This is a genomic window from Serratia sp. P2ACOL2 (assembly GCF_003691565.1).
In the GTDB taxonomy this organism is placed as follows: domain Bacteria; phylum Pseudomonadota; class Gammaproteobacteria; order Enterobacterales; family Enterobacteriaceae; genus Serratia; species Serratia liquefaciens.
The window spans coordinates 3,860,625-3,877,886 of sequence record NZ_CP033162.1 but is presented as its reverse complement, the minus strand read 5'-3'; the positions used below and the strand labels follow the sequence as shown (position 1 = coordinate 3,877,886).

The 17,262-nt window shown below is 56.7% G+C and carries 17 protein-coding genes; 7 read left to right on the top strand and 10 right to left on the bottom strand.

The window, feature by feature from the left end; all coding sequences use genetic code 11:
- Both EBA31_RS18840 and EBA31_RS18835 read right to left on the bottom strand, forming a co-directional pair.
- On the bottom strand, window positions 1-1,953 hold the full coding sequence (locus EBA31_RS18840; RefSeq protein ID WP_122080659.1) for a MacB family efflux pump subunit: 1,953 nt from the start codon (window positions 1,951-1,953) through the stop codon (window positions 1-3).
- 2 nt (window positions 1,954-1,955) lie between these two features.
- Window positions 1,956-3,149: an efflux RND transporter periplasmic adaptor subunit gene (locus tag EBA31_RS18835; RefSeq protein WP_122079960.1), complete on the bottom strand. Its 1,194-nt coding sequence runs from the start codon at window positions 3,147-3,149 to the stop codon at window positions 1,956-1,958.
- A 174-nt stretch (window positions 3,150-3,323) separates the two neighbouring features.
- Here EBA31_RS18835 and EBA31_RS18830 point away from each other — a divergent pair, with 174 nt between their 5' ends.
- The gene (locus tag EBA31_RS18830; protein WP_020827993.1) at window positions 3,324-4,004 is read left to right on the top strand and encodes a response regulator transcription factor; all 681 of its coding nucleotides are present in this window, start codon (window positions 3,324-3,326) and stop codon (window positions 4,002-4,004) included.
- A 5-nt stretch (window positions 4,005-4,009) separates the two neighbouring features.
- Entirely contained in the window at window positions 4,010-5,326 is a 1,317-nt protein-coding gene (locus tag EBA31_RS18825; protein ID WP_041415561.1) for an ATP-binding protein, read from the top strand.
- Window positions 5,327-5,590: 264 nt separating this feature from the next.
- On the opposite strand, the gene crr is transcribed toward EBA31_RS18825, so the two are convergent.
- Genes crr through ptsH form a run of 3 tightly spaced genes read right to left on the bottom strand, consistent with a single transcriptional unit; the run spans window position 5,591 to window position 8,181 of the window.
- Window positions 5,591-6,100 carry a PTS glucose transporter subunit IIA gene (crr, locus tag EBA31_RS18820; RefSeq protein WP_012146162.1) on the bottom strand — a complete coding sequence of 170 codons (510 nt, stop codon included), beginning with the start codon at window positions 6,098-6,100 and terminating at the stop codon, window positions 5,591-5,593.
- 49 nt (window positions 6,101-6,149) lie between these two features.
- On the bottom strand, window positions 6,150-7,877 hold the full coding sequence (gene ptsI / locus EBA31_RS18815) for a phosphoenolpyruvate-protein phosphotransferase PtsI (RefSeq protein WP_020827991.1): 1,728 nt from the start codon (window positions 7,875-7,877) through the stop codon (window positions 6,150-6,152).
- Window positions 7,878-7,923: 46 nt separating this feature from the next.
- Entirely contained in the window at window positions 7,924-8,181 is a 258-nt protein-coding gene (gene ptsH / locus EBA31_RS18810; protein ID WP_004936458.1) for a phosphocarrier protein Hpr, read from the bottom strand.
- Between the two features lie 107 nt (window positions 8,182-8,288).
- On the opposite strand from ptsH, the gene EBA31_RS26840 reads away from it, so the two are divergent.
- Window positions 8,289-8,438, top strand: coding sequence for a hypothetical protein (locus tag EBA31_RS26840; RefSeq protein WP_020827990.1), 150 nt, complete (start codon window positions 8,289-8,291; stop codon window positions 8,436-8,438).
- A gap of 138 nt (window positions 8,439-8,576) precedes the next feature.
- On the opposite strand, the gene cysK is transcribed toward EBA31_RS26840, so the two are convergent.
- Window positions 8,577-9,545: a cysteine synthase A gene (gene cysK / locus EBA31_RS18805; protein ID WP_044552772.1), complete on the bottom strand. Its 969-nt coding sequence runs from the start codon at window positions 9,543-9,545 to the stop codon at window positions 8,577-8,579.
- 184 nt (window positions 9,546-9,729) lie between these two features.
- Window positions 9,730-10,491 (bottom strand): sulfate transporter CysZ, encoded by a 762-nt coding sequence (cysZ, locus tag EBA31_RS18800; RefSeq protein WP_020827988.1) that lies wholly within the window; start codon window positions 10,489-10,491, stop codon window positions 9,730-9,732.
- Between the two features lie 221 nt (window positions 10,492-10,712).
- Here cysZ and zipA point away from each other — a divergent pair, with 221 nt between their 5' ends.
- The 3 genes from zipA to EBA31_RS18785 all read left to right on the top strand — a co-directional run bounded on the left by zipA (window position 10,713) and on the right by EBA31_RS18785 (window position 14,026).
- Window positions 10,713-11,711: a cell division protein ZipA gene (zipA, locus tag EBA31_RS18795; protein ID WP_020827987.1), complete on the top strand. Its 999-nt coding sequence runs from the start codon at window positions 10,713-10,715 to the stop codon at window positions 11,709-11,711.
- A 78-nt stretch (window positions 11,712-11,789) separates the two neighbouring features.
- Window positions 11,790-13,811 (top strand): NAD-dependent DNA ligase LigA, encoded by a 2,022-nt coding sequence (gene ligA / locus EBA31_RS18790; protein ID WP_122079959.1) that lies wholly within the window; start codon window positions 11,790-11,792, stop codon window positions 13,809-13,811.
- Window positions 13,811-14,026 carry a DUF3820 family protein gene (locus EBA31_RS18785; protein ID WP_020827985.1) on the top strand — a complete coding sequence of 72 codons (216 nt, stop codon included), beginning with the start codon at window positions 13,811-13,813 and terminating at the stop codon, window positions 14,024-14,026. The genes ligA and EBA31_RS18785 overlap by 1 nt, the downstream gene beginning before the upstream one ends.
- A gap of 34 nt (window positions 14,027-14,060) precedes the next feature.
- Here EBA31_RS18785 and EBA31_RS18780 read toward each other — a convergent pair whose 3' ends face one another.
- Window positions 14,061-15,053 (bottom strand): bile acid:sodium symporter family protein, encoded by a 993-nt coding sequence (locus EBA31_RS18780; RefSeq protein WP_122079958.1) that lies wholly within the window; start codon window positions 15,051-15,053, stop codon window positions 14,061-14,063.
- A 96-nt stretch (window positions 15,054-15,149) separates the two neighbouring features.
- Between EBA31_RS18780 and EBA31_RS18775 the strand changes: the two genes are divergently transcribed.
- On the top strand, window positions 15,150-16,070 hold the full coding sequence (locus EBA31_RS18775) for a LysR family transcriptional regulator (RefSeq protein WP_122079957.1): 921 nt from the start codon (window positions 15,150-15,152) through the stop codon (window positions 16,068-16,070).
- Between the two features lies 1 nt (window position 16,071).
- On the opposite strand, the gene EBA31_RS18770 is transcribed toward EBA31_RS18775, so the two are convergent.
- Together EBA31_RS18770 and EBA31_RS18765 are read right to left on the bottom strand one after the other, a co-directional pair.
- Window positions 16,072-16,548 (bottom strand): FlxA-like family protein, encoded by a 477-nt coding sequence (locus EBA31_RS18770; protein WP_020827982.1) that lies wholly within the window; start codon window positions 16,546-16,548, stop codon window positions 16,072-16,074.
- Window positions 16,549-16,607: 59 nt separating this feature from the next.
- Window positions 16,608-17,156: a nucleotidyltransferase family protein gene (locus tag EBA31_RS18765; protein ID WP_122079956.1), complete on the bottom strand. Its 549-nt coding sequence runs from the start codon at window positions 17,154-17,156 to the stop codon at window positions 16,608-16,610.
- Window positions 17,157-17,262 lie beyond the last annotated feature (106 nt).

The window sequence follows — 17,262 nt, the reverse complement described above, 5'->3', positions numbered from 1 at the left end:
TTACTCCCTTTCCAACGCATGTATCGGATCCATCCCGGCAGCGCGTCTTGCCGGGAAGAAGCCAAAAATCACCCCGATCAGCGTCGAACAGATAAACGCGGCGACAATGGACTCGGTGGAATACACCATCGTGAAATTGTCGCTGAATTGACTGAACACCACGCCAATCCCCAGCGACAGCAGAACCCCCAATGTGCCGCCCAGCAGGCACACCAGTACCGCCTCAATTAAAAATTGTTGCATGATGTCGCTGGCGCGGGCACCGACCGCCATACGCACGCCGATTTCTCGGGTGCGTTCGGTCACCGACACCAGCATGATATTCATTACCCCAATGCCACCCACCACCAGAGAAATCAATGCGATCATCGACACCAGCAGCGTCAGGGTGGCGGTGGTTTTCTCAATGGTTTGGCGAATGCTGTCGGTATTCATCACAAAGAAGTCCTTGCCGCCATGGCGCTGGCTCAGCAGACGGGTGACGCCGTCTTCGGCGCTGGTGAGATCGATATCGTCGTTCACCCGCACGGTGATGCTTTTCAGGTAGCTCTGGCCCAGCATGCGTTTCATGGCGGTGGTGTAGGGGATCCAGACGTTCAGATTCTCGTCGCTGCCGAAACCGCTCTGTTTTTTGGCGGCGACGCCGATAATGCGACACGGCAGCGAGCCGAGCAGGATCACTTCGCCAAGCGGGTTGACGCCGTGAGGAAACAGTTTGTTGCGGGTGTTTTCGTCAATCACCGCTTCCTGCATCAACTGATCGACGCTATGGCGGTTAAACGCCATGCCGCTGTCGATGCTGTAACCGCGCACCAGAAAATACTGCTCACCGACGCCATTGACCGTGCCGCTGACCGACTGATTGCCATAGCGGAAGGTGGTGCTGCTTGAAACGGTCGGCGTGACGCTGTGCACGTAGCCCTGCTGCGCCAGCGCATCTGCGTCGGTGGCCCGCAGCGTCTGTACTGCAGCAGAACGCATATCGCCGAAATCTTTGCCCGGATAGACCTCCAGCGTGCTGGTGCCCATGGCGTTGATGTTGGCCAGCACCTGCTGCTGAGAGCCTTTGCCCAGCGCCACCACCGATACCACCGAGGCGATGCCGATGATAATGCCGAGCATGGTCAGTAGGGTGCGCAGGCGTTGGGAGGCCATCGCCAGCAGTGCCATTTTGAATGCTTCGTACAGGCGATCGCGTTGCGATTGCCAGCGGCTGACGGCGTTATCCAGCGCTATCGGTAGGCGTGCCACGGTGTGGGCCGTTGTTTTCCGTCGGTCGGCGACAATCTCGCCGTCACTAAGCTCAATGATGCGCTGAGCATGTTCGGCAACTTGCATATCGTGAGTGACAATCACCACCGTATGGCCGCGAGCGTGCAAGTCTTTCAGGATGCTCATCACTTCTTGCCCGCTGTGGCTGTCCAGCGCGCCGGTGGGTTCGTCTGCCAAGATTACCTCGCCACCGTTCATCAATGCGCGAGCGATACTGACGCGTTGCTGCTGGCCACCGGAGAGCTGGCTGGGACGATAATTCAACCGTTGCGCCAGGCCGAGCCTTTGCAGCAGATCGGCGGCGCGTTGTTGGCGTGCGCTGCGGGCATGGCCGGCATACACCGCAGGGACTTCCACGTTGCCTTGGGCGCTAAGATCCCCCAGTAAATGATAGCGTTGGAAGATAAAGCCGAAATGTTCGCGGCGCAGTTCGGCCAGGCTGTCGCGATCCAGCTGTGCGGTACTGCGGCCGGCCACCTGATAATCCCCGTCGCTTGGGCGATCGAGGCAGCCGAGAATGTTCATCAAGGTTGATTTACCCGAGCCGGAGGCGCCCACGATCGCCACCATCTCGCCTTGGGCAATGCTGAGATTGATCTCCTTGAGCACGGTGACGTTTTGGTCACCGGCCTGAAAACGGCGGCTGATACCGTGCAGTTGCAGTAGGGGTTGTGAGGCCATCATCACATCCCCATCGGTGGCGGGCCCATACGACGGGCGGGGCTTTGGCTCGTGGCATTGGCCTGGCTGACGATCACTTTCTCACCGGCCAACACGCCGCTGATAATCTGTGCGTCGACGTTGTTATTGATACCGACCTTGACCGGACGGCGGGCGATATTGCCCTGCTTATCCACCACCTGTACCCAGTCGCCTTCCAGCGCGGTAGCCGGGATCACCACCGCATTTTCCGCTTTGGCCAACACGATATACACCTGCGCAGTCATTGAAATGCGCAGCGCGCCGTCCGGGTTTGCCACATCAAACAGGCCGTTGTAGTAAATCGCGGTGCTGGAGCTGGACGTGCTGCTGGACGTGCTGGTGCTGGTCGAAGTAGTTTCGTCGTTGATCGAGTCTGGTGCCGGCTCTATGGCCCGCAGCTGGGTGCTATAACGCTTGCCCGGTTCGCCGAGGATGGTGAAATAGACCGGCATGCCGGTTTTCACCTTGACCACATCGGCTTCGGAAATTTGCGCTTCGACAGTCATGGTCGCCAACTGAGCGACTTTGACGATGGTGGGGGCGCTTTGGACTGCGTTCACCGTTTGGCCTTCTTCTACCGGTAACGCGACGATGGTGCCGTCGATCGGCGAGGTGATTTTGGTGTAACCGAGGTTAACCTGCGCGGTGTTGACCGCGATTTGCGCCTGAATGATCTGCGCATCCAGCGCGTTGATATCGGCGCGGGTGGCAATCAACGTGGCCTGAGCGCTGTCCAAATCTGCGCGGACCCCGACGCCACGCGCCACTATGGCCTGCTGACGCTGATAAACCAGCTGATTGTTGTGCAGCGCCGCCATTTTGGACGCGCGCTGTGCCTGAACGTTCTTCAATGCCGCTTCCGCGTCCCTCAGGGCGTTCTGCTGGGTTAAGTCATCAATCTCAGCCACTCGCTGGCCTTTATGCACTTTGTCGCCCAGCGCCACGTACAGGGCCTTAATCTGGCCCGATACCTGAGCGCCGACGCTAACCTGTTTTTGCGCTTCTATCGTACCGTCGGCCAGCACCGTTTGTTCCAGGTCACGGGTTTGTGCTACCGCAGTGATATACCGGGGCGTTTCTGTAGCGTCGTGGGATCGGAAGTAGAGAAATAGGGCGATAGCGGCCACAATAACAGTGGGCGGCAGATAGCGTTTTAAGCGTTGAAACGATGGCATGAGGAGAAGCTTCCCTGGCATAAAGCGTGGCGAAAATCTGTTGGCACTAATTTAACGCGCCGTCGGCCGGGCTGCGGTTAAGTGGCATTCAGGAATATGTAAGGATTGAGTAAAACCGGCTGCGAAGCAGGCAAATAGGCGTGAAAATGACGAAAATCCGCGAAGGAGTAAGGCATGAAAATTTTATTGGTCGATGATGACCTCGAACTCGGCACCATGCTGAGTGAATATCTGACTGGCGAAGGTTTCAATGCCACGCTGGTGCTGACCGGCAAAGCAGGCGTGGAAGGCGCGCTGTCTGGCGATTACACCGCAATGATCCTCGACATCATGCTGCCGGACATGAGCGGCATCGACGTGCTGCGCGACGTGCGTAAAAAGAGCCGCATGCCAATCATTATGCTGACGGCCAAAGGCGACAATATCGACCGGGTCATCGGGTTGGAGATGGGGGCCGACGACTACATGCCCAAGCCATGCTATCCCCGTGAGCTGGTGGCACGCCTGCGTGCGGTGCTGCGTCGTTTCGACGAGCGCCCGGAAGAAGTGGACGACGAAATTGCCATTAACTTCGGTGAGCTGACCCTCAACCCATCGACCCGCAGCAGCGAATGGCGCGGTAAACCTTTCGATCTGACCGCTTCCGAATTCAACTTGCTGGAGCTGTTGCTGCGCGCGCCTGAACGCGTGGTATCAAAAGACGAGCTATCGGAAAAAGGGTTGGGGCGCCCGCGCGAAGCCTATGACCGCAGCGTTGACGTTCACATCAGCAATATTCGCCAGAAGTTGGGGGCGTTGACGGATAACGCGCTCAGCATTGAAACGGTGCGCAGCATCGGCTACCGCATTCGGTAATGGCCATGCGCGGAAGACTATTCTGGAAAATCCTGCTCGGCTTCTGGCTGACCTTTATCATCATGACCCAGGCGCTGTGGGTCGCTTTTTCTTTGTATGGCGATCGCTATGAGCCGCCGGAAAACGCGATGGCCCGGCGTGCGGTTACGCTGCAACTGACTTCGGCCGCCACCCAATTGCGCGAGGGCGGACTGCCGGCATTGAATGCCATGCTGAAAGACTGGTCGGATGATGACCGGCGCTTGCTGTCCGTAACGCCGATGGCGCAGCCACCTGCAGCGGAGGAACCGGTATTTGAGGGACGCCGCAGGTTAAAAGAGGTGACTGCATGGGTGAAAGATTCGGGTGGCACGGGCTATCTGTTGAGTTACGACATGCGGGCCCTGCGGGAAGAATATAGCCCGAACCGGCGTCCGCACGTGTTCAATATCCCTATGCCGATGCTTTGGGTGGGGGGGCTGGCGGGGCTGCTGTTCAGTACGGTGCTGGCCTGGAACCTGACCCGGCCGATGCGTAAGCTGCGCGATGGTTTTGACCGCGTAGCTCAGGGCGACTTATCGGTGCGTTTGTTCCCGGCGATGCGCCGGCGGCATGATGAACTGTCCGAGGTAGCGCGCGATTTTGACAGCATGGCCGAACGGCTGGAGCTGTTGGTCAGCGCTCGCGAACAGTTGTTGCACGACGTTTCGCACGAGCTTCGTTCACCGTTGGCCCGGTTGCAGTTGGCCATTGGCCTGGCGCGGCAAAATGCAGGCAACGTCGAGAACTCGCTGCAACGTATTGAGCATGAAGCGGGGCGGCTGGATAAAATGATTGGCGAACTATTGGCGCTGTCACGTGCCGAGAGCAACAGTCTGCCGGACGAAGAGTATTTCGATCTGTACGGGCTGGTGGATGCGGTAGTGAGCGACGCGCGTTACGAAGCGCAAATCCCTGGCGTCGAGATTGTGCTGCAGGCCAGTTCGGACGTGGAGTACACCGTTAAGGGCAATGCCGAGCTGATGCGGCGCGCGGTGGATAATATCGTGCGCAACGCGTTACGTTTCTCCAGCCATGGTCAGCGGGTGACGGTGGTGTTGACGCGAATCGACCAACTGTTCCAAATAGAGGTCAGCGATCAGGGGCCTGGGGTAGAAGAGTCGAAGCTTTCCAGCATCTTTGATCCGTTCGTCAGGGTAAAATCGTCGATGTCGGGCAAGGGTTACGGACTGGGACTGGCGATCACCCGCAAGGTGGTGCTGGCACATGGCGGACAGGTTGAGGCGCGCAACGGCGAACAGGAAGGGTTGGTGATTACTCTGCGCATTCCGCGTTGGCAGTAATAACACCCTTCGCCTTTCGGACCGCCGCGTTGTTGGTTGGCTGCTCGTGCGCACACCAGTCACTTACTTGAGTAAGCTCCTGGGGCTTCACCCGCTTGCCGCCTGGCTGCAATTCGAAATTCGTTGGGTATTCTCAGTTGTACAATAGGCGTTATCGGTGCAGGCAGCTTGAAAATGCCTCGGAGTGTACGTGCAGTACATACTGATTCAGCCTGGTGACATAAAAAAACGGCGCCAAGGGCGCCGTTCTTATTTCATTCGCAATTACTTCTTGATGCGGATGATTGGGGTCTCACCAACGGTTACGTTACCGGTCAGTTTGATCAGCTCTTTGATCTCGTCCATGTTGGAGATAACCACCGGCGTCAGGATAGACTTGGCTTTCTCTTCCAGCAGGGCCAGGTTGAACTCGATAACGACGTCACCTTTCTTGACGCGCTGGCCTTCTTCAGCGATGCGTTTGAAGCCTTCGCCTTTCAGTTCAACGGTGTCGATACCGAAGTGGACAAACAGCTCGATGCCGCTGTCGGATTCGATAGAGAAAGCATGGTTGGTTTCGAAAATTTTACCGATAGTACCGTCAACCGGGGCAACCATTTTGTTGCCGGTAGGTTTGATGGCAATACCGTCGCCAACGATTTTTTCAGCAAATACTACGTCAGGCACATCTTCGATATTAACGATTTCGCCAGAAAGTGGAGCTACGATCTCGATAGTGCCCGTGTCTTTCTTGTCATCAGAAACCAGAGATTTCAGTTTATCGAACAAACCCATGATCTTCTCCTAAGCATTAAATTGGGCGGCGTTCCAGTGTCGTGGAAGTTTAGCAGAGCGTCTTTTCTTCGATGAATTTATTCACGCAATTCATCAGATCTTGCGCCGTTGGCTGTGCCAAGGCTTGCGCTGCCAACGCCTTCACATCTTCGAAATTAGTATTACGAATAATTTTCTTGATGCGCGGGATTGAAATCGCACTCATGCTGAACTCATCCAGCCCCATGCCCAATAACAACAGTGTAGCACGCTCATCGCCAGCCAGTTCACCGCACATACCGGTCCACTTGCCTTCTGCATGAGATGCATCAATAACCTGTTTGATCAGGCCAAGCACTGATGGGGACATCGGGTTATAGAGATGAGAAATCAGCTCATTGCCGCGATCTACCGCCAGAGTATACTGGGTTAGATCGTTTGTCCCAATACTAAAGAAGTCGACTTCTTTCGCCAGGTGATGAGCAATCACTGCCGCGGCCGGTGTTTCCACCATTACGCCCACTTCAATGGTCTCGTCAAAGGCCTTGGATTCTTCACGCAGCTGCGCCTTCAGCGTCTCGATTTCACCTTTCAGATCGCGGACTTCCTCCACGGAAATGATCATCGGGAACATGATGCGCAGTTTGCCGAACGCGGAAGCGCGCAGGATGGCGCGCAGTTGCGCGTGCAGGATTTCTCTGCGGTCCATGGCGATACGAATCGCGCGCCAGCCGAGGAACGGGTTCTCTTCTTTCGGCAGGTTCATGTACGGCAGGTCTTTGTCGCCGCCGATGTCCATGGTACGGACGATCACGGCCTGTGAGCCCATGGCTTCCGCAACGGCTTTGTAAGCCTGGAACTGCTCGTCTTCAGTCGGCAGTGAATCGCGGTCCATGAACAGGAATTCGGTACGATACAGGCCAACACCTTCTGCGCCGTTGCGCTCTGCACCGGCGACGTCGCGCACGGTACCGATGTTGGCACAGACTTCAACCTGATGACCGTCCAGCGTAATCGCCGGCAGATCTTTCAGCTTGGCCAGATCGTTTTTCTCGGTGACGTACTGGTTCTGTTCGGCTTTCAGCTGATCGATAACGTCAGCGGTCGGGTTAACGTAAATTTTGTTGTTAACCGCATCCAGAATCAGATAGTCGTCGTTCTTCACCTGCTTGGTCACGTCGCTGGTGCCTACGATTGCCGGCAATTCCAGGGAGCGAGCCATGATGGAGGTGTGGGAAGTCCGGCCGCCGAGATCGGTAATGAAGCCCAGCACTTTGTCCAGGTTCAACTGTGCGGTCTCAGACGGGGTCAAATCGGTAGCGACCAGGATAACTTCGTCCTGGATGGCGCTCAGATCGACGATAGCCAGGCCCAGAATATTCTGCAGCAGGCGTTTACCGATGTCGCGTACGTCGGCCGCACGCTCTTTCAGGTATTCATCGTCAAGTTCTTCCAGTGCTTTCGCCTGGCCTTCGATGATGGTGTAGGCCGCAGCGTCTGCAGAAGCCAACTCATCTTTGATTAGGGCTATGATTTCCTGCTCAAGCTCTTCGTCTTCCAACAGCATGATGTGGCCTTCGAAGATAGCTTCTTTCTCTTCGCCGAAGGTTTCGCCAGCTTTGGTCTTGATCGCTTCCAACTGCTCGGACGCTTTGGCGCGGCCGGCAAGAAAACGTGAGACTTCCTGCTCTACATCATCTGCAGAGATTTTCTTCCGGTTGATGACAATTTCATCTTCTTTCAGTAGGAGAGCCTTACCAAAAGCGATACCCGGTGATACTAAAATGCCTGAAATCATAACCCTACCTTACTCTTGACTGGTGTTAACTAAGAAGACGGGCCGATTACTCAAGCTCTGCCATCAGTTTTACCAAGTGCTCAACGGCTTTCTGCTCGTCTTCACCTTCAGCGGAGATGGTCACTACGGTCCCTTGAGTCAGCCCCAGAGTTTGCAGTTTGAACAGGCTTTTGGCGCTGGCGCTTTTCCCGTTAGAGGTCACGGTGATGTCAGAAGTGAAGCCTTTGGCTTCTTTAACGAACTGAGCGGCAGGGCGAGTGTGCAGACCATTCGGAGCGGTAATAGTAACTTCTTGCTGGAACATTGATGTTTCCCCAACTTATTGGTGTGTCGTGGAGCTAAAGTTTAGCCCAAGGGTATGACTTTAGCTTGTCTGGTTAGCGCCTGACTATGGTACAGGGGCGAGCATTGATGCAACAGAAAACGACGAGTTTGGCACTTCAGATCAAAAAATTTGGCTTCCGCCGTCGTTTCAATCCGCGCTTCATTATGCCGTGTTTAACGCATCAGCGACAAATGAGTAAATCGATTCAGCCTAAACAAGAAATGAAGGGCGATTAATTTTGCGCATCGAAATAATGCACCGTTAAATACTAAAGCTGACGGGTAAAATCAATCTTTGACTGCTATAAACTTTGATCCAGCCCACAAAAAAGCACCCCGAAAGGTGCTTTTTTAGCGATTTATGCGCGGCTGGCACTACTGTTGCAATTCTTGCTCGGTGAACAAATCGGCGAACAGGGCGGTGCTCAAATAACGTTCGCCGGAAGACGGCAAAATCACCACGATGGTTTTGTCGGCGAACGCCGGTTCTTCGGCCAATTTCACCGCTGCGGCTACCGCGGCACCGGAGGAAATGCCCGCCAGGATGCCTTCTTCGTCCATCAGGCGGCGCGCCATGCTGATGGCCTCGTCGTTGGTGATTTGTTCCACGCGGTCCACCAGATCGAGATCCAGGTTACCGGGGATAAAGCCTGCGCCGATGCCCTGAATTTTGTGCGGGCCCGGTTTGATTTCTTCACCCGCCAGCGCCTGGGTGATGACCGGTGAATCGGTTGGCTCCACCGCCACGGTGGTGATCGCCTTGCCCTTGGTGTTTTTGATGTAGCGGCTGACACCGGTCAGCGTGCCGCCGGTACCGACGCCGGAGATGAATACGTCAACTTCGCCATCGGTGTCGTCCCAGATTTCCGGGCCGGTAGTTTGTTCGTGGATCGCCGGGTTAGCCGGGTTGCTGAACTGCTGCAGGATGATGTAGCGGTTCGGATCGGTGGCGACGATTTCTTCCGCCTTGGCGATCGCGCCCTTCATGCCTTTTGCGCCTTCGGTCAGCACCAGGTTGGCGCCCAGCGCTTTAAGCAGCTTGCGGCGTTCGATGCTCATGGTTTCCGGCATGGTCAGCGTCAGCTTGTAGCCACGCGCCGCGGCGACGAACGCCAGCGCGATGCCGGTGTTGCCGCTGGTCGGCTCCACCAGTTCTTTACCGGCGACCAAAATGCCACGTTTTTCTGCGTCCCAAATCATATTGGCACCGATGCGGCATTTAACGCTAAAGCTGGGGTTGCGTGATTCAACCTTGGCCAGAATGCGTCCGTTGCCGATACGGTTCAGACGAACCAGCGGCGTATGGCCGATTGTTAATGAGTTGTCTTCATATATCTTGCTCATAGCCCGTCCTTTAACTCTATGAAAAATGTGGGGAACGTCGAAAGCATACGCTAACAGTACCGGCAGGGAAGTAAAGAATTGGTATATCTATATGTTATTAGGAAATAAGTTTTAAGCACAAGGATAAGGGCGCAAATTGCGCGCCCTGTCGAAGAATTAATCGTAATGCGGCCAATAAAACGGCTCAGGAACGGACGAATTGTGGGCGATAACGATCGACCCACATGGCGGTGGCACCGCACACCGCGACCGGCAGGATCACCAGGTTAAGGATGGGGATCATGGTGAACAGGCTGACCATGGCGCCAAACTGCAGGTTGTCGGTTTTATGCTGGCGCAGCGCGCGACGCATATCGGCAAAGCTTACCTTATGGTTATCGAACGGGTAGTCGCAATACTGGATGGCCAACATCCAGGCGCTGAACAGGAACCACAGCACCGGCGCCACCGTTTGGCCGATGCCCGGGATGAAATAGAGTATCAACAGCACCAGCGCGCGCGGCAGGTAGTAGGCCAGCTTGCGCCATTCGCGCGCCATAATGCGCGGCAGATCTTTCACAATGCCAAAAATGCCGGTATCCGGCAGCGGTTTGCCGGTCAGGCTGCCTTCCAACTGTTCGGCCAGCAAGCCACAGAACGGGGCGGCAATCAGGTTGGTAATGGTGCTGAACAGATAGCTGAACACCAACAGGACGGAGATCACCGCCAGCGGCCACAAAACGTAGCTTAGCCACTGCAGCCAGGTCGGCACATGGCTCATCATGCTGGGGATCCAGTCACCAAGCTGACTGAACAGCCACCAGAAGGCGGATCCCATCAACAGCACGTTGACCAGTAACGGCAAGACGACATAGCGTTTAATCCCCGGGCGCGAAATCAGGCGCCAGCCTTCGGCAAAATAATGAAGGCCGCTGGTGGAGTGAGAAGGTGACTGCGAATAGGACATATCTTAAGTTATCTCTTTGTCTGAACAGGCATCGCTATCATATCGGGATGATTTTCTACTGGCTAGGGTGACATTGGCTGAAAAAACAGCAAAAAAAGGCAGAATAATCATCTTTATTGGCATAAAGTTCAGCACGGACTTGCACTTGTGTGCTTGGGCAAATAGAGTTAAAGAGTGAATGTTTGCCGCGGTGGCAATGTATTGGAACAACAGAGATAGCAATGATGCAGGATTTGCGTCTGATATTAATCGTTGTTGGCGCGATCGCCATAATAGCGTTGTTATTGCACGGTCTTTGGACCAGTCGTAAGGAACGCTCATCGCTTTTTCGCGATCGCCCAGCCAAACGTTCCAAAAAGGAACGTGAACAATCCCCGATCGACGATCTCGATGAAGGCGTGGGAGAGGTGCGTGTACGCTCCGCTCACCCGCAAGATGAGCCGTCCTTTGGTCATTTTGATGCCGCTCGCGAAGAACCCGTGGTTGCGCCCAAGCCCGCTCCGGCGGCTGAGCCAGCACCGCGTGCCGTTCAACCGGCTGCTCATCAGTCTCCGCCACCGCTGTCTCAGCGACCGGATTATGATGACATCCTGCTGGACAACTACGCGCAGGATGAAGACGACGAGCCGCAGCAGCCTGCGCCGCGCCGTGAACCGCGCGTTGACGATCTGCCGCCAGTGGCGCATGCAGCGGAGCCGGCGTTCCACGCCGAACCTGCTCATCAGCCACAGCCGGAAGAGAAGCCAGCGGTGGTGCACGAGCCTCAGCCTGCACCTGCTGCCGTCAAACCGGCAAAACTGAAAGAAACCGTACTGGTGCTGCACGTTACCGCACATCAGGGTGGCGTGATCGGCGGCGAAGTTCTGCTGCAGAGCGTGCTGCAGGCGGGCTTCCAGTTTGGCGAAATGGGCATCTTCCATCGCCATATCAGCCCTGCGGGCAGCGGTCCTGTGCTGTTTAGCCTGGCGAATATGGTTAAACCAGGGTCCTTTGATCCTGAGATGATGTCCGATTTCTCGACGCCGGGCGTATCGATGTTCATGATGGTGCCGTCGTATGGCGACGCTAATCAGAACTTCAAGCTGATGCTGCAGTCGGCACAGCGGATCGCCGACGACGTGGGTGGTGTGGTGCTGGACGACGAGCGCCGCATGATGACCCCGCAGAAGCTGGAAACCTACAAAGCGCGCATTCGTGAAGTGTTGGATAACAACGACTAAACGGCTGCTACGCGCACTGAACATCCGTAACAACAAAGCCCCCGCGTGCCGGGGGTTTTTTATCTTTGATGGTGAGCCATGGAATCGATAATCCAACAAATCAATCAACTACGAGCCTCACTGCGCCATCACGAATATCAATATCATGTGCTGGACGCGCCGGAAGTGCCGGATGCGGAATACGATCGCCTGATGCGTGAACTGCGCGAGCTGGAAAGCGCACATCCTGAGTTGATCACCGCCGACTCGCCCAGCCAGCGCGTGGGCGCGGCCCCTTTGGCGGCGTTCGATCAGGTACGCCATGAAGTGCCGATGCTGTCATTGGACAACGTTTTTGACGAAGAGAGCTTCCTGGCGTTCTACAAGCGGGTGCAGGATCGCCTGAAGAGCAGCGAGCCGCTGACCTTCTGCTGTGAACTGAAACTGGACGGCCTGGCGGTCAGTTTGCTGTACGAAGACGGCGAACTGGTGCGCGCTGCCACGCGCGGCGACGGCACCACCGGTGAAAACATTACCTCCAACGTGCGTACCATCCGCGCCATTCCGCTGCGTCTGACCGGTGACAACATCCCGCGTCGGGTGGAAGTGCGTGGCGAAGTCTTTATGACGCAGGCCGGTTTCGAGCAGATGAACGAAGAGGCGCGTCGAAAAGACGGCAAAATCTTTGCCAATCCGCGTAACGCCGCCGCCGGGTCGATCCGTCAGCTTGATCCGCGCATCACCGCCAAGCGTCCACTGACCTTCTTCTGCTATGGCGTTGGCCTGCTGGAAGGGGGCGAGTTGCCGCGCAGCCACTGGCAGCGGCTGATGCAGTTCAAAGCGTGGGGCTTGCCGGTTAGCGATCGCGCCAAATGTTGTACCGGCAGTGACGAGGTATTGGCATTCTATCGTCAGGTTGAGCAAGACCGTGCGCAGCTCGGCTTTGATATCGACGGCGTGGTGGTGAAGATCGACGATATCGATCTGCAAGAAACGCTCGGCTTTGTGGCGCGTGCGCCACGTTGGGCAACGGCGTTCAAATTCCCGGCGCAGGAACAGATTACCCTGGTGCGCGAGGTGGAATTCCAGGTTGGTCGTACCGGGGCTATTACCCCCGTGGCGCGCCTGGAGCCGGTGCTGGTTGCCGGGGTGATTGTCAGCAACGCCACGCTGCACAACGCCGACGAAATTGAGCGTTTGGGCCTGCGCATTGGCGACACGGTGATCGTGCGCCGCGCGGGTGACGTGATCCCGCAGGTGGTTGGGGTGATGACCGATCGCCGCCCTGCAGACGCGCGTGAAGTTGTATTCCCGCAACACTGCCCGGTATGCGGTTCCGATGTCGAAAGAGTCGAAGGCGAAGCGGTGGCACGCTGCACCGGCGGGCTGATTTGCGCCGCGCAGCGTAAAGAAGCACTGAAGCATTTCGTTTCCCGCAGAGCGTTGGACGTCGACGGCATGGGCGACAAAATCATCGAACAGCTGGTGGAAAAAGAGTACGTCAAGAATCCGGCCGATCTGTTCCGCCTGTCCGCCGGCATTCTCACCGGGTTGGATCGCATGGGGCCGAAATCAGCGCAGAATCTGGTCAACGCGCTGGAGAAGTCCAAGCAAACCACCTTCGCCCGCTTCCTGTACGCGTTGGGCATCCGTGAGGTCGGTGAAGCCACGGCCGCCAATCTGGCCGCGCATTTTGGCACGCTGGAGAAGCTGTTTGCGGCTGATATCGAGGCTTTGAAAGAAGTGCCTGACGTCGGTGAAGTGGTAGCGAAACACACGCGGCATTTCCTGGACGAGGAGCTTAACCAGAAGGTTATCAATGAACTGATCAGCGACGAAATAGGCATCAACTGGCCGGCGCCGGTGGTGATAGTGGCGGACGAAATCGACAGCCCGTTTGCCGGTAAAACCGTGGTGCTGACGGGCTCATTGAGCCAGCTTTCACGCGATGAGGCCAAAGATCGCCTGACGGCGTTGGGCGCCAAGGTCAGCGGCAGCGTCTCGAAGAAAACCGATTTGGTGATTGCCGGGGAAGCCGCCGGTTCCAAGCTGGTGAAGGCGCAAGAACTGGGCATTGCGGTGATCGACGAGGCGGAAATGATCCGCCTGTTGGGTGCCTGATGGAAAAAGAAAACCTGCTGGAAATCGCCAACACCGTGATGCCGTTCGGCAAATACCAGGGGCGGGTGCTGATTGACCTGCCTGAGGAGTATCTGCTGTGGTTTGCTCGCAAGGGGGAGTTCCCGAACGGCAAACTCGGCATGCTGATGGAAATGACGCTGGCGATTAAAATCGAAGGGCTCGACCATCTGGTCAAGCCGCTGAAGAAAAGTTGAGTAGTCGGGCGCGGCAACCGTCGCGCCCGTTTGATTATCCCCGCGCCGTTTCGGCGTTTGGCACCGCCTGTTTTTTCTGCTGTTTCTTTTGATAGCGCCGCGCCAGCACGGCGCAGGTCATCAGCTGTACCTGGTGGAACACCATCAGCGGCAGCACCATAATCCCCACGGTAGCGGCCGGGAACAGGATATTGGCCATCGGGATACCGTTCGCCAGGCTTTTCTTCGAGCCGCAGAACACGATGGTGATCTCATCGGCTTTACTAAAGCCCAGCCAGCGCGCCATGTAAGTGTTCACCACCAGCACGATCGTCAGCAGCACCAGGCTGCCGACGATGATAAACACCAGCGAACCAAACCCGACCTGATGCCAGATACCGTGGGTGACGGCTTCGCTGAAGGCCGCGTAAACCACCAACAGGATCGAAGTCTGATCGGTCTTGCCGATCAGCTTGCGGTTGCGTTCAATCCATTTACCAATCAGCGGGCGCGACAGGTGACCGGCCACAAAGGGCACTAACAGCTGCAGGACGATGGAACCCACCTGCTGCAGGCTGCCGGTTTCACCGTGAACGTTCATCAGCAGCCCCACCAGCAGCGGCGAAACGAAAATCCCCAGCAGGCTTGACGCTGAAGCGCTGCATACCGCCGCCGCCACGTTGCCGCCTGCCAGCGAAGTAAAGGCGATGGCCGATTGCACAGTGGCGGGCAGAATGCACAGATAAATAAAGCCGGAATACAGCTCCGGGCTGACGTTGACCGGCGACCACCATTTAAACAGCACGCCCAGCGCCGGGAAAATAATGAAGGTGCTGAACATCACCCACAGATGCAGCCGCCAGTTGTTGCTGCCAGCCAGAATGGCTTCGCGCGACAGCTTGGCGCCGTGCATAAAGAACAGCAGGGCGATGGCGGCGATGGTCAGTGCATTCAGCCAGCCGACGAACTCGCCGCGCGCAGGCAGGAACGAAGCCAGCAGCACGGTGGCGATCAACGTCAGGGTAAAGCGATCGGGCAAGAATCTCATGGCGGCGTACTCGGATGAAAAATCAATGCGCCCATTGTCGCGCGGAGGGATATAATAATTAAATTGATTTATTTAATTCATTTATGAATAAAAAACATGAATTACTCGATTAAGCAGCTCAAGGTGTTTGTCGCCATTGCCCGCCACCGCAGTTTCAGCCGGGCCGGTGAGGCCATTGGTCTGACGCAGTCGGCGGTCAGCCACAGCGTGAAAGAGCTGGAAGCGGAGGTCGGCGTTCGCCTGCTCGATCGCACCACTCGCGAAGTGGTGCTGACCGACGCCGGACAGCGGTTGGCCAACCGCGTTGAGCGCTTGCTGGATGAGCTGCAGTCGTCATTGCTGGATGCGCGCAGCTTCGGCGTGCAGCGCAGCGGTACGGTACGGGTGGCGTCCAGCCAAACCATCTCCGCACACCTGATGCCGCAGTGCATTGCGGCAGGGGAAAAGCAGTATCCGGATATTCGCATTATGCTGCGCGATCAGGCACAGCAACAGGTCCTGCACAGCATTCGCAACGCCGAAGTGGATTTTGGCATCGTGGTGGATCCGGTCCAGGCGGTGGATCTGGACTGCGAACCCATCCTGCACGAGCCCTTCCTGCTGCTGTGCCGTAACGATCACCCCTTCGCCGGGCTGGCCGAGGTGCACTGGTCGGCGCTGAACGGCAGTCGTCTGGTATTGCAGGACTATGCGTCCGGTAGCCGGCCGCTGATTGACAGCGCGTTGCGCCAGCAAGGCGTGGAAGCGCAGGTGGTACAAGAGATAGGCCACCCGGCAACGTTGTTCCCGATGGTGGCGGCAGGTATCGGTATCAGTATTTTTCCTGCGCTGGCGTTACCGCTGCCGGAAGGGGGGCAATTAAAGGTGCGTCGGCTGATGCCGGAAATCAACCGCGCGCTGATGCTGGTGCGGCGTAAAAACCGTTCGCTGACACCCGCGGCGGAAGCCATCTGGCAAGTGGTTGGCCAACAGGCGGCATTGTTGCAGCAGCAACGCCGACAACAGGCGGACTACTGAGTCAGATATACACGTCCACGGCGTTGGCCGCCGTCGGGCGGTTGATGCCATCGCCCTTGGCAGGGACAATGCTCTCATTGGCCTTGGCCATCTGCTCGGCCTGCTGTTTTTCCATCTCTTCTTTTTGAATCCGCGCGATCTCGGCCTGCAACATCTTGATCTGCGCCTGGATCAGCTGTTTCTGTTTTTCGATCTCTTTGGGATCGCTGTCCGAATCTTTCAGATCCACCAGTTTTTGTTGCAGAGCCTGAATCTGTTTGTTCAGCACTTTGATGCGCGCTGAAGCGCTGCTGTCGGAAACGCTAACCCGGTCGCTCCCGCCCGCCGCTTTGGTTTCATTAGACTTGTCGCCTTCAGGTTGCTGATGTACCGGCTTGGCCATCAGCACCTGGCCTGTATTACCGGGGGCGCTAAAAACGTTGCTGACGCCGGGTACGGTATTTTTCACCGGAACAATCATGGTGATGCTGGTCGACATAATGCTCTCCCTGAGTCTTGATATGGCTACTCAGGGTATCGGCAGCCTGGGGAAAAACTTTACCCGCGAATTTGCCGCAGGCGCGGCCAGCGTTGTAACCAGCCCTTGCCGGCAACCCGCTGTTCATAGGCATCGAGGTCGCCGTTTTTGGCATTGAAGGTAATAGTGTCGGCAAACAGCCCCTCGAGACCGAACGGCGCGACCAGCGTAATGCTGTCATCTGCATTCAGGCGTGCACCCACGGCTGTTTCCACCTCGGTCCAAAAGCTGATGGCGTCTTCGCTATTGCGATAAGGGGCTCGACCGCTACGCAAATGCATACGCGCCTGGTTTTTCACCGACCAGGGCTGTGGCAGCCACTCTTGCAGCCGCGTTTCCAGCATGTGGTCACGTTCCGCTTCCGGGCGCTGTGGGTCGAAATGGATCACGTCGATATCGTTGAGCGGCGTTGGCGTAGCGTAACCGTGGCGCTGATCCCACACCAGATTGCGCACAAAACCGGCCCCCAGGCACCAGTCATTCAGCCCGAGTCGTCGCGCGGTGCGCAATGCCATCATTCTTTCGTTATCTTGCTGTAACCATTGGATAATTTTCTGCTGCAGACTCATTACCGCTCCTTAGTTGCGGCTACTGTAACCCGAAGCGACCGCAGGCGGAATGCCGTGCATGATTTTAGTGCACGCCACTGCAGCGTGGATAGCCCGAGATATGGGG

Excerpts from the sequence above, each read along its gene's own strand:
- EBA31_RS18840 (WP_122080659.1), bottom strand. The coding sequence starts at position 1,953 with ATGGCCTCACAACCCCTACTGCAACTGCACGGTATCAGCCGCCGTTTT.
- EBA31_RS18835 (WP_122079960.1), bottom strand. The coding sequence starts at position 3,149 with ATGCCATCGTTTCAACGCTTAAAACGCTATCTGCCGCCCACTGTTATT.
- EBA31_RS18830 (WP_020827993.1), top strand. The coding sequence starts at position 3,324 with ATGAAAATTTTATTGGTCGATGATGACCTCGAACTCGGCACCATGCTG.
- EBA31_RS18825 (WP_041415561.1), top strand. The coding sequence starts at position 4,010 with ATGCGCGGAAGACTATTCTGGAAAATCCTGCTCGGCTTCTGGCTGACC.
- crr (WP_012146162.1), bottom strand. The coding sequence starts at position 6,100 with ATGGGTTTGTTCGATAAACTGAAATCTCTGGTTTCTGATGACAAGAAA.
- ptsI (WP_020827991.1), bottom strand. The coding sequence starts at position 7,877 with ATGATTTCAGGCATTTTAGTATCACCGGGTATCGCTTTTGGTAAGGCT.
- ptsH (WP_004936458.1), bottom strand. The coding sequence starts at position 8,181 with ATGTTCCAGCAAGAAGTTACTATTACCGCTCCGAATGGTCTGCACACT.
- EBA31_RS26840 (WP_020827990.1), top strand. The coding sequence starts at position 8,289 with ATGCAACAGAAAACGACGAGTTTGGCACTTCAGATCAAAAAATTTGGC.
- cysK (WP_044552772.1), bottom strand. The coding sequence starts at position 9,545 with ATGAGCAAGATATATGAAGACAACTCATTAACAATCGGCCATACGCCG.
- cysZ (WP_020827988.1), bottom strand. The coding sequence starts at position 10,491 with ATGTCCTATTCGCAGTCACCTTCTCACTCCACCAGCGGCCTTCATTAT.
- zipA (WP_020827987.1), top strand. The coding sequence starts at position 10,713 with ATGATGCAGGATTTGCGTCTGATATTAATCGTTGTTGGCGCGATCGCC.
- ligA (WP_122079959.1), top strand. The coding sequence starts at position 11,790 with ATGGAATCGATAATCCAACAAATCAATCAACTACGAGCCTCACTGCGC.
- EBA31_RS18785 (WP_020827985.1), top strand. The coding sequence starts at position 13,811 with ATGGAAAAAGAAAACCTGCTGGAAATCGCCAACACCGTGATGCCGTTC.
- EBA31_RS18780 (WP_122079958.1), bottom strand. The coding sequence starts at position 15,053 with ATGAGATTCTTGCCCGATCGCTTTACCCTGACGTTGATCGCCACCGTG.
- EBA31_RS18775 (WP_122079957.1), top strand. The coding sequence starts at position 15,150 with ATGAATTACTCGATTAAGCAGCTCAAGGTGTTTGTCGCCATTGCCCGC.
- EBA31_RS18770 (WP_020827982.1), bottom strand. The coding sequence starts at position 16,548 with ATGTCGACCAGCATCACCATGATTGTTCCGGTGAAAAATACCGTACCC.
- EBA31_RS18765 (WP_122079956.1), bottom strand. The coding sequence starts at position 17,156 with ATGAGTCTGCAGCAGAAAATTATCCAATGGTTACAGCAAGATAACGAA.